The sequence below is a fragment of the Bdellovibrio bacteriovorus genome (assembly GCF_001592755.1).
GTDB lineage: Bacteria > Bdellovibrionota > Bdellovibrionia > Bdellovibrionales > Bdellovibrionaceae > Bdellovibrio > Bdellovibrio bacteriovorus_E.
The window spans coordinates 1-13,599 of the sequence record NZ_LUKF01000018.1; the positions used below are offsets into that span (position 1 = coordinate 1).

General features: G+C 45.2%; 13 protein-coding genes and 1 tRNA gene. 3 read left to right on the forward strand and 11 right to left on the reverse strand.

What is annotated here, in order from left to right:
• Positions 1-61 precede the first annotated feature (61 nt).
• The 10 genes from AZI85_RS14180 to AZI85_RS14225 all read right to left on the reverse strand — a co-directional run bounded on the left by AZI85_RS14180 (position 62) and on the right by AZI85_RS14225 (position 10,301).
• Positions 62-135, reverse strand: a tRNA-Cys gene (locus AZI85_RS14180).
• Between the two features lie 75 nt (positions 136-210).
• Entirely contained in the window at positions 211-1,659 is a 1,449-nt protein-coding gene (locus AZI85_RS14185; RefSeq protein ID WP_063244695.1) for an ATP-binding protein, read from the reverse strand.
• Positions 1,660-1,745: 86 nt separating this feature from the next.
• Positions 1,746-2,624 carry a site-specific tyrosine recombinase gene (locus AZI85_RS14190; RefSeq protein WP_063244696.1) on the reverse strand — a complete coding sequence of 293 codons (879 nt, stop codon included), beginning with the start codon at positions 2,622-2,624 and terminating at the stop codon, positions 1,746-1,748.
• Positions 2,625-2,740: 116 nt separating this feature from the next.
• The gene (locus AZI85_RS14195; RefSeq protein ID WP_063244697.1) at positions 2,741-3,352 is read right to left on the reverse strand and encodes a hypothetical protein; all 612 of its coding nucleotides are present in this window, start codon (positions 3,350-3,352) and stop codon (positions 2,741-2,743) included.
• Between the two features lie 78 nt (positions 3,353-3,430).
• Positions 3,431-4,201, reverse strand: a complete 771-nt coding sequence (locus AZI85_RS14200; protein ID WP_063244698.1) for a hypothetical protein — start codon at positions 4,199-4,201, stop codon at positions 3,431-3,433.
• 467 nt (positions 4,202-4,668) lie between these two features.
• Complete coding sequence (locus AZI85_RS14205) at positions 4,669-6,492, reverse strand: hypothetical protein (protein WP_063244699.1); 1,824 nt, start codon at positions 6,490-6,492, stop codon at positions 4,669-4,671.
• 36 nt (positions 6,493-6,528) lie between these two features.
• Positions 6,529-7,686: a SpoIID/LytB domain-containing protein gene (locus AZI85_RS14210; RefSeq protein ID WP_253721005.1), complete on the reverse strand. Its 1,158-nt coding sequence runs from the start codon at positions 7,684-7,686 to the stop codon at positions 6,529-6,531.
• Positions 7,687-7,778: 92 nt separating this feature from the next.
• Positions 7,779-8,528 carry a slipin family protein gene (locus AZI85_RS14215; RefSeq protein WP_063206678.1) on the reverse strand — a complete coding sequence of 250 codons (750 nt, stop codon included), beginning with the start codon at positions 8,526-8,528 and terminating at the stop codon, positions 7,779-7,781.
• 10 nt (positions 8,529-8,538) lie between these two features.
• The gene (locus AZI85_RS14220) at positions 8,539-9,813 is read right to left on the reverse strand and encodes an NfeD family protein (protein WP_063244700.1); all 1,275 of its coding nucleotides are present in this window, start codon (positions 9,811-9,813) and stop codon (positions 8,539-8,541) included.
• On the reverse strand, positions 9,810-10,301 hold the full coding sequence (locus tag AZI85_RS14225) for a hypothetical protein (RefSeq protein ID WP_063244701.1): 492 nt from the start codon (positions 10,299-10,301) through the stop codon (positions 9,810-9,812). Before AZI85_RS14225 ends, AZI85_RS14220 begins: the two co-directional genes overlap by 4 nt.
• 168 nt (positions 10,302-10,469) lie before the next feature.
• On the opposite strand from AZI85_RS14225, the gene AZI85_RS14230 reads away from it, so the two are divergent.
• Positions 10,470-10,676 carry a hypothetical protein gene (locus tag AZI85_RS14230; RefSeq protein ID WP_063244702.1) on the forward strand — a complete coding sequence of 69 codons (207 nt, stop codon included), beginning with the start codon at positions 10,470-10,472 and terminating at the stop codon, positions 10,674-10,676.
• Here AZI85_RS14230 and AZI85_RS14235 read toward each other — a convergent pair.
• Positions 10,673-11,863, reverse strand: coding sequence for an MFS transporter (locus AZI85_RS14235; RefSeq protein ID WP_063244703.1), 1,191 nt, complete (start codon positions 11,861-11,863; stop codon positions 10,673-10,675). The two genes, AZI85_RS14230 and AZI85_RS14235, sit on opposite strands and share 4 nt — an antisense overlap.
• Before the next feature lie 76 nt (positions 11,864-11,939).
• Here AZI85_RS14235 and AZI85_RS14240 point away from each other — a divergent pair, with 76 nt between their 5' ends.
• Entirely contained in the window at positions 11,940-12,344 is a 405-nt protein-coding gene (locus AZI85_RS14240; protein WP_063244704.1) for a hypothetical protein, read from the forward strand.
• Positions 12,345-12,850: 506 nt separating this feature from the next.
• Positions 12,851-13,522, forward strand: a complete 672-nt coding sequence (locus tag AZI85_RS14245) for a hypothetical protein (RefSeq protein WP_063244705.1) — start codon at positions 12,851-12,853, stop codon at positions 13,520-13,522.
• Positions 13,523-13,599 lie beyond the last annotated feature (77 nt).

Here is a 13,599-nt window from a genome sequence, read left to right on the forward strand (position 1 = left end):
ACAGTTGCGTGAAGAGAACCCAATTACTTATCTAATTTTACCGATTTTCTGAGAAGGAATTTGGAGGTGGCGGCCGGAATTGAACCGGCGTGAGCGGTTTTGCAGACCGCGGCCTAACCACTTGGCTACACCACCTTAAAAAGGAGTCTCAATTTAAGGTTTAGGTGTCTTTAAGTCAATTGGAAAGACGGATAGCCTGCAGAGAACCGATTAACAACCTAGGCGTTTCAAAGCCTCAAAGGGCACGTACGTGACTTTCAGAGCGCGTTCTACATGCCGGGGTTCGAGCTTTTCACACATCTCTAGATCGGCGTAACTTCGCGCAACGCGAAGCGTTGCCAAATCCCTGCGACGAGAGATCATCTCTTTGGGAAAGAGTTCTTCTAGATAAAAGCGAGGAAGATCCTCGATCAGCTCTTCCCAAGTCCAACGCGCGGAAACCTTCTTAAATCTCAAATCGTGAAGAGCAGTTTTCTTTCTGAAAAGGCGAACCTCTTCAAGGTGTTTTAATATATCTGCGCCCAGTACCGTGGATCCACCTTCGCGTTTCTGCGTAAAGAACAGAACTTGAAAACGGTCGACGAGAGGCCCTGACAATCTTTCCATATAGGACTGGCACTTCTTTAGCGAACGACCGCAAACCACTTTGGATTGCGGAACCCAATCACCGCAGGGACATAAGTTTGTCGTCGCGATCACTAACGCTTCCGCAGGATGTTCTTCAATATATCTTCCCCGTCTAAGACGAATGCGGAATTCTTCCATAGGTTCACGCAAAGTTTCTTGGGCGCGTGGATTGAACTCCAAAAGTTCATCAAGAACGAGGATGCCTTTATGGGCACGAGAAAATTCTCCTTTAAAAGGAGGCACACCCCCACCTATCAAACCGAGGGGCGATGTTGAATGGTGGGGATGAACCATAGGACGCCAATTCAATGGGATTTTTGATTCTTTGTTGTTGCGAAAGATTTCATGAAAGTCTTCTTGCGAAGGTTCTTGCAATAGAGACAACAAAGATTTTGCGATGGTGCTTTTGCCGGAACCAGCAGGTCCCGCCAATAACAACGAGTGTTCGCCGATCGCAATGAGCTTTAAAAGTTCGGCCTGTCTTTCAGGAAAACGAAGATCTAAACCGAATGCTGGCCTTTCAATTAGATATTCTCGCGCAACCGCAGGATGAATTTCAGGCGCGAGCAAATCACGAAGCTCCTTCAAACAGGCACGCATAAAAGGAGTTTTGCGATGACTTCCCGCCCCTGTCCACACAACACGGTCTTCGCTGGTTTCAAAATCTTCTGTCAGATCGTCGGGCTCAAAGACAGAACCGTTTAATGACAATTCTCCATAGACTAAAACAGAATCTTCCGCAGGCTTGGGAACTTGTTCACTTTCCCAAAGTAAACCCAAAGCCACGGCAAGTTCCAACCCTCGCGAAGACTTTTTCAAATGCGAAGGTCGAAGATTCACTAAAATCTGTTGTGCCTTCGGAAATTCAAAACCTTGAGCGCGAATGGCACTTTTGATTCGATGAATGCTTTCTTTGATAGCTTGATCTGGAAGACCTAAGAATTGAATTTGCGGCAAACCAGGAATCAAAGAAAGTTCGACTTCCACTGGCACCAGACGATCATTTTCACGAATTAAAGACTGTATTTTCATGCCGAGACGACTTTGCAAAAGAAATCTCGACTTACGAAAAAAACAAAGGGCTTCTTATTCAGAAGCCCCTTCGAGGTTCGGACGATCTATTTGTCCACTTCGGCCATCTGCGAAAGCGGATGGTGTTCCTCAATCGTGCGCGACATCGTATTTGTCGTCACACTTGTATAGATCTGGGTGGTTTGAATACTTGCGTGACCCAACAACATTTGGATCGAACGAAGATCGGCGCCACTTTCTAAAAGAGCGGTCGCGCATCCATGACGGAAGCGATGTGGATTCACAGGCTCTGGGAATCCTGCTCTTAAAGACCAGGCAGCCAACCATCTCCATACATCGACGCGTGAAGGACGATGCCCACGATCATTGATCAAGATCGAAGGACTGTTTTCTTTCACTAACATCGGGCGATGTTCTTTAAGATAAGTCGTTAGATTTTCCGCAAGCTTTTCTGTCAAAGGCACCAAACGTTCTTTGCTGCCTTTACCCAGAACCTTGATCCAACGATCGGTCGGATTGAAGTCTACGATATTTAAAGCAATCAATTCAGAAACGCGGCAACCTAATCCATACAAGAAAAGCAAAGTCAGCTGATTGCGAGCTGTGCGAATAGGATCTTGCACTTCGGCCGCATCAAAAAGCATTTGAAATTCTTGGGGAGTTAAAACTTTAGGAAGTCCCACTTTCACTTTCGGCGGACGAAGCTCACGAAGCTCCTCACATTTCATCCCGCGGGTCTCGCAGAACTTGAAATATGTGCGCAGAGAAGAAATCACGCGCGCTTGAGAACGCGTGGAGAGTTTATTTTTCTTCATAAACTCATAAAATCCGCTCACCGTTTTGTTGGTTTTTTTGTATTCCATGTAGAGTTCTAAATCACGGCGATATGCCATCACCGTATTCTGAGAACGTCCCCGGACATTTTGAAGCTCATCAAAGAAGTCGATCCAAAGAGGTAATTCCATACCGATATTAGACCTAGACTTTCCTCTAAGCGCAAGCAATTATTATGTAAGGTTTTTGAAATAAAAAAGCCCCAAGGTTTTATCCTTGGGGCGCAAGTTATTCTTAAGTTTTAATCTTACAAGATTGTATCAGCAAACATCGCTGAACATACGTAGCCATTCGCGCGCACGATCGTTACTTTTGCATAAAGCTTACGACCTTCATCAACGAAACCGCCACCAGCAACTCCTGTAGATTCGATCTTCAACTCGATGTTACCCGCAGTTGTTAGCAATGCTGGAACTGATACGTTCGCACCTAGGTTCCCAAGCTGACCTACAGAGTATGTCTGTAAGTAGTAAGTTCCTGCTGGAACCACGCAGCCAGAGTTCGTTGTGTCGTAGAACGTAGTTGGTACAGTCAAAGTTCCTTGCATCGCAATCGGACCGTTGTACCACTTATAGTTGTAACCTGATGCGTTCGGCTGGATCAGACCGGCCTGCGCGTACACTTGCATATTCGACAATGTAAATGCATTTGTGGAAGCCTGGCTGCTGAATGTTGTGATTACAGTCGGAGCTGTAATACCGCCGCAGTTTTGGCAACCATTGATACCCACGATCGGCGTAGTTCCGCCGCCATCGCCTTTACCACACGCTGCCAGTGTTAGTACGATTCCCAGCGCTGCTAAAGTTTTTGTGAATACCATTGCTGGAAAACTTAAAGTCTTTTTGTTAAGTCTTTCCATAAATTTCTCCTAGTTTCCAATCTTTCTTTTATTCCTAATTAAACTTTTACCTAAATCTACTTCTTTATCTCATCACTCTTATTTGATCGCTGCTGCTTTAGAAAGTCCTGAGAATGTACCAAGCTTTCTGTAACCGTCTCCAGGGTATGGAGTGTTTTTGTTCATCACTGCAGAAGCGCGGCAGTTGTAAGGACCGTCATAGATGTACCAGCATTTTCTGTAAGGTGATTGTTGAACATAGGATTGAGCAAAGTTTTTGTAGTAAACAGAGCCCGACAATGTTCCTGAACCTTGAGCATCACCTTGGTTAATATAGTTATCAACTACTAGAACGATCGCACCATAAGCATCTTGGAAGTAAGCAGAGAAGTAGTACTTACCATTGATGATGAACCATCTGTTGAACTCAGCTTCCATCAAACCGTTATCTTTCATACCTTTATAGCTTACGTTTGTGCCTGAACCCGCTTCGAACTTACCTTCATATTGGTAACCAGTGTCTACGTAAGAGATTTTTACGACACCTGCGTATCTACCATTACCTGCGTTGTTCAAATCAACTGTCAGTTTAAAGTTCGTTGGGTTGTTCAACGGATGCATTGCTACGTAAGAGTTAAACTCTGAGATAGACACCGGAGTGAATGTCACAGTGTTTGAACCTGTTGCCGTAGAACCGTTGCCAGTGTTCGTGCCACTTCCATCTGGAGAATCAGGGATGATGCCTTCTCCGCCAATGAGTGGTGGCTGAACTACTGAATTCGTTTGGAACTGATTGCTTTGACCACAACCTACGCCCATAAGTGCGAATGCTGCCATCGTTAGGATCAGTTTTGAGTTGAATGTTTTCATGTCAGCCTCTCTTTAAGCAGTTCGGTTTAAAAGGGACCGCTCACGAGGATACTATTGCGATGCTTGTGCCAACCCACTAAAACTGCGCTAAACTATTGGAACTACAATACAATAGTCACTATTCTCGTGTTGAAACATCACTCTGGTTGTCGTCTAACGTCTGTGGCAGGTGCGCAAAATGGGCACTACTGTCACATCTTGAGATGGCAAAAAGTTCGACGAAAAAGAAAATATTTAAGATTTTTCCTCACCTTACCGAAATGGGATTGTAGCGAAAATATAAAGGAATTAGTCATGACTATCACAGCAACTAATGCATTGATCTTGGGCGCAGTTTTTATGTTCGCAGCTCGAGTCTTTTTGGGATTCTAAAATTTAACTGAATTTAGACTTTCCAAACTTTTACGAAGGAACTTCCTTGCGAAGCTCCTTTTTTTATTTCTAGCACTTCATTTCTTCCCGATTTATTAGAACTTACCATGCAGGAAGACCATTCCTTGCACCTTGCTTTGTGTTGTTCCCATCACTGGTGATACAGGACCGATAACTCCAAACGGCGTGATTTGGTTCCCGCGCGTAGAAGACACATTGGCACCCAATTCGAACATTTTATTCAGCTTCTTCGTCCACTCAACAGAGACCGTCGACGCCGGTTTGATATCGTAAAACGGATCTTTGCTTTTATTGTCCACAATACGGCCTAAATCTGCACTGACACTGAAAGTGCCTAACTTCTCTGTGGGCAAAACGGCTTTAATAGAATTGCGAACAGCAATTGCAGAGGAGGTATTCACTCCTTCCAAGAAGTACACGTCAGCACCTACGACTAAATACGCTTCCTTGCTGTCGGGTTTGCTTGTGTCGTAGATCACACCGACGCGGTCATAAGTCGTTTGGAATTCGGGGCGATGTTTCTGCTCTAGCTGCACCGGCATGAAGCTCCACGTACGATCGGCAGAGGCTTTTAAGTTCAGCTCTTTCCATTCATGCTCTACGCCGGCCTTTAATTCGGTGCGAACACCTGACGTCGCATTTTTATCTTGGTCTCCGATTTTGGGTTTAAAATCAAATGTCGAAGTGCTGAGTTCCACTTTGCCCGTCGTATTGTTGATGCGCGCAGAACCTTTTAAGTCTGAGCCAAAAAACAATGTGCTTCTTTCGCCGTCTTTGAAAGTATTTGTCATGCGATCAAACCCGGGAGCCGTCAAGCGAAGCGTGCCTCCATATGTTTCGGCAGTCACTTTCACTTCATCAATCAACTTTCCGTCAGAGATAATGCTTGCTCCTGTGCGCGCGGAAAGACCTGCCGCCTCAAGGCGATAAGTTCCTTCATCCGTACGAACTTGAGTGCCCAACATAAAACCTTTTACGTTCTTAGTTCCTAATTGCATAGCAATGGTCTGCTCGTTATTCGAAGCGCGAACCGTGAAAGCACTTTGATCAGGCTTAAACAAAGCGACACCTTTAATGGACTCTTGCACCCATTGCGAGGTCGCAGGGACATATTCATGCACTTTGCCCGGACGAGATTCGATGTATTGAGTGCCCGTTAAGACGCCCATAATTTTTGACGAAACATCCACCGCAGACTGAAGAGTTTTTTGTTTGGTATTATAAAGCTGAGAGTAGTTTTGCACATAGTACTCTCCTGTCTTAGGATCACGGAAATGAAGAATCGCGTGTCCACCGACTTTGTCTTTATCTAGATTCTGTTGCCACTGACCGTTGTGATGACCAACGGCTTCAAAACCCAAGCCCTTCGCGACTTCACCAAGAACGCGATGAATGTCTCCGCAGATGCCGCCCTCTTTTTGCTGACGAACGGCGTTTTGATAGACGGCTTCTAGATTTTTATTTTCGGTGCCCGTCGCGCTGTAACCCGCAGAAAGACGACTGCCTATCATGCTTAGAAGCAAAAGTTTTTCTTCATGATTGAACGAAGCTCCACTCTTGTGTGCGTAAGCGACAGCGTCATTCAAACTTTTTTGCGAAAGAAATGCGAGATAAGCCGAATTGACTTTGCTTTGCGAGTCTTGGGAAAGCTGCAGGTCTTTCGGATTTTTAAACGTCACATCCAACTCTTTACCGACAACCTTTGTGTCCGCGTAAAAATAGCCATCAATCCAATGCGTGTTGCCGGAGTTCAATGCTTGCGCGAAAGATTTAAGTGAACTTACGGGTTTATTTTCCGTGCCCGCACAGTCGATACAAGGCGCCTCCGCCTCTGTAGCTAAAACTGAAGTTGAAAAACTTGCGATCACAATACCGACTAACAAAGTTGATTTATTCATAACCAACTTTTCGGAGGAACCCCGTAAGAGCTGTATTTACTTAAGTCGAGCCAAGGGGTAATAGTGTGTTAAGATTCGTTTATAATCGTAACCGGAACGAGACAGTGCGCGACTTCCCCACTGGCATAAACCCACGCCATGGCCAAACCCCCGACCTTCGAAGACGAAATTCTCTCCGACTTTATTCATTGTAAACATTGTACTGCGAAGTTCCGTGAAGCCTATTTTCTGACGGAAATCATTGGCGGGAATTTCGGCAACTGAAGAATCATTCATCGCGACTTTGACCTTAAGAACTCTTTTGTCTTCTTTGTTGCGAATGAAATCAATTTTAGCAATGGGAGGCAGTTGAAGACGCTTATGCAATTCCTCTTTGCTTAAAGAAAGCTTCCAGTTAGCACGAGGATTTGTCGGGCATGAAGCGTCCGTAGCAACTCCCGTATTCACACCATGATTCCAAACGCTCTTTGCTGTCGTCGTTTTCCCACCGCAATCAGAGTGGAAAAAGGCTTTAAGCACTTTATCATTAGAAGCGTACAGCTTTTGTCCTTGAGTTTCTTTGACGGCTTGAAGAGCTTTCTTAATAAGCGGATCATTTTCGTCTTCCGCAAGAACATGCCTGAAGACTTGATCTAAGATGCTGCTCTCCAAATGGTAAGGCTTGTCTTTTCTTTCTCTCATGACAGCTAAGGCATAAGATCTTGCAGCGACCGCTTGAGCTTTCAAGCTTTCCATGGGCCAAGACAACGGCATTTCACTAGCAAGAACTCCGACGACATAATCTTCTAAAGGCATCACACCCACGACATCGACTTTTTCTTTACTTGCATGCAGCAGAACTTTTTGGGGCAATGACTGCGAGCCCACGCGCAGGTTTTCACCTTGAATGTATAAAAACTTTTCTGAAAACAAAGTCTCTGGATCTTTATTGTTAATACGAAGGGACCAAACTTTTTTGCCGGCTCTTTCCATCAGGCGCACTTCGGCTTGGCCGCTATCGGGAATAGCCACTTGACGATACGGGCGATCCAGGTTGTGGAACTTAAGACCTAATCCAGAAATTTGAACTTTGTGAGTCGTAGATAAAAGACGAACACGCACCAGCTCCGACCCTGCGATGAGGGAGGATTGCGCGTCGGAAAGAAAACTGACATACACAAAGATGAAACACAAAGACGCCCAAATCAGTTTCACTGACACTCCATCCATGAAGATTTAAAACAAAAAGGGCAAGGCTTCATGCCTTACCCCCCTATTAAACCGCACAGATGAGCGCAGATGAAAGTCTAGTTTTGCTTTTGGGCATCCAAAAGTGGCTTAATGATATCCAGCGGCAAAGGAAAGATAACCGTGTTCGTCTTGTCCCCCGCGATTTCGGTCAATGTTTGCAGGTAAGCTAGCTGCAAAGCGGAAGGTGAACCTGCCAAAGTGTTTGAAGCCTCTTGAAGCTTCTGTGCACGCTGAACTTCACCTTCTGCGCTAATAACTTTCGCACGGCGTTCACGCTCTGCTTCCGCCTCACGTGCCATCGCTCTTTGCATTTCTTTGGGAAGGTCGATCTGTTTTACTTCCACCATCGTGACCTTGATACCCCAAGCTTCTGTGTGCTTATCCAAGATACCTTGAAGAGCCGAGTTGATCTTATCTCTGTGCTCTAACACGTCATCTAAAGGATATTGTCCCATCACCGAACGCAAAGTTGTTTGCGCAAGCTGGCTTGTTGCGAAGTAGTAGTCTTCGATTTTTGTGATCGCCTCTAGCGGAGAAATCACTTTGAAATAAACAACGGCATTTACTTGCATGCTCACGTTGTCTTTCGTGATGACGTCTTGAGGTTGCACGTCCATGGCGATTGTACGTGTGTCGATCTTAATCATGCGTTCAACGAAAGGAATAAGTAGGATAAGACCGGGGCCACGCACGCCGACAGCTTTACCTAGACGAAGAACAACACCGCGCTCCCAGTCGTTTAAGATTTTGACCATGGAACTTAGGATGATTCCACCGATGATGACTATGGCTATTAAAAATTCCATTATTATCTCCTTATAAAACTTTTTTTACATTCAATGTAAGACCTTGGCGACCGGTGACTTGCACGCGGTCGTTCACCTGCAACGAGTCTTCAGATACGAAGATCCAGGTTTCACCCATAATCTGAATTTGCCCACGATGACCGAGGGCTTCGACGGTCATCACAACACCGGTGTGATTCGCTAAATCAGCGTCGGCGTCTTTGCTCTTATGACGAATTGTTTTTAAAGCAAGGTAGCCTATTCCTAAAAAGAAGACTCCCAGAACGGCAACAACAGAAATGATCAAAGACAGTGGCAAAGTGTACCCCGTGGATTGAGCGTCAAAGAGGAATAAACTTCCAACGAAAACTGCGACCAAGCCACCGATTCCCAAAAGGCCGAAGCTAGTCACGAATATCTCTAAGATAAGGAACGCGATTCCCAGAAGGATCAACGCTAAGCCGCCCCACGCGACATCCAGTTTATGAAATGCCACCAGCGAAAGCACAAGACCGATCCCACCGATCACTCCGGGAGCAATCATGCCGGGATTAGTGATTTCGACGTAAAGAAGTCCCAAGCTTCCCATAAAAAGAAGATAAGCAAATTCCGGATCTGCGATAAAACTTAAAACTTTATAACGAAGATCCGGAGCAAATTCTTGCAACTCGCCCACTTTCACCGACAGTTCTTTTTTTTCATTTATTAAAACTGTTCGCTCTTCCGATTGTTTTAAAAATTCGGACTCGTTTTGCGCCAGGATGTCTAAGGCTTTGGCTTTGTGAGCAGCTTCACTGCTCAGAGATTTTGCTTCCGTGACAATTTCTTTCGCGAATTCCAAGTTACGACCGCGCAGTTGCGTGACACCTTCAAGCCAGCTGACAGTGTCGTTGATGATTTTCTTACGCAAGTCTTCAGGAGTGGCCTCGCCAGTTCCTAGAATCGGAGTTGCGGCACCGATATTCGTCGCTGTTAAGCCACCGTTCACATGACATGCTTGAAGAATAATCGCTCCGGCACTTCCCGCTCCGCCTCCGCTGGGAGTGATCAAACAGAGATAGGGAATATCCGAAGCTAGAATTTGCTCTACGATCAAGCGCGTGCTTTGCAGGCTTCCGCCTGGAGTGTTCATTCGCACAAATAATGAATCACATTTTTGCTCTTTTGCTCTTTTTTCGGCGCGAGCCAAATAATCTGAGGTTGAGGCTGTGATCGCTTCGTTGATAGTAACAGCCAAGGTGCAGGCCGCTTCCGCTTGAGCTGTCAGAAAAAGAGTCACGAAAAGAATGGCGACGAGTTTTATCATAACCCCAGTTCCTTCATTACTTTTTGCAAGTCATTCCAAACGACTTTTTTTGCCGCCGCATCTTCAAGTAAATAGGCCGGGCTGTAGGTTTCAATCCACTTTCCGGGGCCTTTGAAAATCAACTCTCCCAAATCTTTAGGGAACGAACTAAAAACGACGACCACACGACTTTCACAAATCTGCGCAAGTTCCGAGGGCAGCTGCGAACGATCCTCCACTGTGCAATCCAACTCAAGTACTTGTATATTTTTGAGCTTCATCGCCGCCTTCATCTTGTCGAAAAGATCGCGCACTTCAGGCAGAAAGAAACTCTCTTTGGCTTGAGTCAGGATATTAAGAAAGACCAATTCTTTTTGCTGCACGGATGTAGGTTCAAAAGCTCCCTCTTGAGTGAAGAAATGAGCCTTCGTAGAACCAGGTTCAGATGCTGGAAGCATCACGTTTTGCAGGCCTAAGACTTCTTGCAGGTATTGGATATAGTCTTTCATGGCAGGGATTTTACCTAGACCTTCGCCTATAGACTAATAAAACCGGACGTAATGCAGCGCTCAAACCGCCTCAATGACCGCAAATTTAGTCTCAAGTTGAGACGAGGCGCACCGATAAGAGTATTAAGACGCCGAAGTGCGCAGTGCTAAGGCAGTAAAGGAGATCCCATGGAAATCTTTAAATTCAATATCCTTCCAACTGAAGAATTCAATAAGCGTGAGGACTATCGTAAAGCTGTAAATAACTGCGATATCTGTGGCGGAGCTTTGGAATTTAGCTATGAACAAGCGGCCGAGTTTCATGTGCTACAAGAAAAAGCTCAATGCCCTTGCTGCTCTTCTGAAAAAGAACCTCGCAATCACCGCGTTCACTAAACGCGCGCGCGAAGTCCTTTCGCAAATCCGATCAAGGCCAACGCGACGGCAGCAATGACTAGCGCCCACGAAGTTTGGCCTAAACGAGCCACCGCTCCCCAACTGACCGAACCGATCGCCATTCCCGCATAAAAGACCGCCAGAAAAACTCCCAGCATCGTTGCTTTGAGATGGGACTTGCCCGTGATTTGGCGAGAGCTCATGTTCATCAATGTTGATAATACAAGCCATCCTGTTCCGCACAAGAACATCGCCAAACACAGAACTGCAAAGTTGGGAGCTAAACCCAGCAATAAAATTCCCAACGCATAAACAATGTACGAACCCGCAAGCGAGTTGTTTGTGCGATGAGGTTGCATGATCCTTTCTGACAGAAACGCGCTAACACAAGCTCCTAAGCCGAAGCATCCTAAGAGTGATCCGTACTGCCAGGAATTTAAGGCCATCTCGACCCGTCCGCGCGTGGGATAAAGTGCCCACATTGATGAAGCACAAAAAGTGACAAAGAAAATTTCCACCCACAGTTTTAAATTATGAAGAGAGAAAAGAGGCTTCCAGTCTTCTTCCGTCAGAGTGATTTTCTTTTTTGTTTCAGCACGTTCTTCTTTCACGGGCCAAATCCAGAAAAAACAAATGAGCCCCAAGAAGGAAATACTATTTACTAAGAAAGCCGTACTTGGACCGAAGGCGCTCAGTAAACCACCGCCGACTGTCGGCCCCAAGACTCGCGTGATGTTAATTCCCATGTAGTACACAAGCACAGCTTGCTGCTGCATCGGGTGCGGAACTAAATCTGTTAGCACAGATTGAAACGCAGGATTCGTCATTGCAAATCCAATCCCCATTGTCAGGGCCAACGCTAACAAACTGAGTTCGGTGATTTTTTCCTGCCACACTAGATAGGCAAGCAAACCCGCGGCTAAAAACATAAGACCTTGCGCAAAAAGCAAGATGCGTCGGCGATGCCCTAGATCAGCCACAATTCCAGCAGGAATGCTTAAGAACAAAACCGGAAGATTCGTCGAAAAGGCTAGCAGTGAAATGACAAGTGGAGAAGTATTTAAATGTGTCATCACCCAGCTGGCCGCCACATCTTGAATCCACGTCCCCAAATTTGACAAAAACGCACAGATCCAGAAGGACCGGTACAAAGATAATTTCATGGGGGACCAAACAGACTCATTCATGACAACGAAAGCATACTACGGAAAAACTTTGCGACCAATTTCTTATTGGTAAAAAATAAAGGTGTCGGAGGTTTGTATGAAAGTTCTATTGCCTATTTTCTTAGGTTTGTTTTTGTCAGTCTCTTCTTTCGCCGCTCCAACTCCGGTAGAGATCAAAACACAAACAGGTCAAATCGAAGCTAAAGGCGATCGCTACTATTCATACAACTTCGGAAGCCAGTGGATCAACTTCAGCCGCTGGGTCGATTTCACATTAAGAAACACCGGCACTGATCCGGTTCAATTACGCGGAGTCTTTATTATGGGCTCCAGCTATTGGGCCCAAAGCAACTGCCCGCCAATGATAGCTCCCGGACAAGTGTGCCTTACACGCGTAGAGTTCCGTCCATGGTTTGAGGGTTCCCATCACGGCAGACTGCGCTTCGCTTTTATCAATGATAGTATTTATATCGATTTGTATGGTTGGGGCATACGTCGATAGTTCAAAAGGAACATTTGACGATCTGACCCGACGATCTTCCTTCTCGAATTTTATGTTGTTTAGAGTCCACAAGCTTGCATCGGGCAGATCTATCTATCTATCTATCTATCTATCTATCTATCTATCTATTCGGCCCCTACAGGGTAGGAACTCCAGAAGTACTTGTACTTCTGGAGAGCAAAGTGGACGAGAGGAAAAATAATTTACTGACACTAAATCAGGATGAAGCTATGGCAAACCCCGCAGCGAGGGCGCCTTGCGTTGATTTCACAATTAATGTATTTTTCTCTTGCGCCCTTTTTTTGAATCTTTAATCCCTCAATGAATCAACACTACTTTATAATCCAAGACCGGTCTCAGAATTTAGAAAATCATCAAAGCTAGAGCATTTTAAGCATCTTTAAATTTATTTAACCGACCTATAAAGCATCGAGCGCTCATTAAGAAAAAGTCGAAAAATCGACTCGAAAATCCTGTGGTATAGTCGCCTTGATTGCGAGGTGCATATGAATCTTCAAAATATTTCTAATGATGAATTGATCTTTCGAATGGAAAAATTGGCGCGCACGGAGCGTAAGATCACTCATTTGGTTTTGTGGCATATTGCTGAGATTGATTCGCGCAAGCTTTATACGGATCTAGGTTATGATGGAATGTATGCGTATCTTACACGTGGTCTGGGATATTCTGAGGGAAGTGCTTATCGCCGATTGCAGTCTGCCCGTCTTTTGAAGAATGTTCCTTCCGTTGCGGAGAAAATTGAAACTGGTAAGCTGAACTTATCGCAGCTAACGCAAATTCAGAAGTGTCTTAATGAGAGCAAGAAGTCCGGCGAAAGAATTTCCGCGCAAAAAACGCTGGACGTATTAAGCAAGCTTGAAAATATGAACACATTCGATACGCAAAAGACTTTGGCTTTGGAAATGAATCTTCCGATTGTAACATATGAAAAAATCCAACCGCAAAAGGATAGCTCAGTGCGAATTGAGCTAACACTCACTCAAGAGCAGTTCGTCGAGCTAGAAAAAGCGCGCAGTCTTATGTCCCATATTTGCCCGGAGGGAAATTGGTCTGACGTCATTGCTGAACTTTCAAGACGCTTTAACAATAAAAAACTGGGAGCATTGCCAAAGTTAACTCAGCCCGCCATCGCAGCGGGGTTTCATCAAAAAAACTGATGTTCAGGAATTTAGGGTGCGTCAATCTGTCTTGAAGTAGCCAAAGAGCGTTCTTCTTCTTGAAACTTAAGACTATC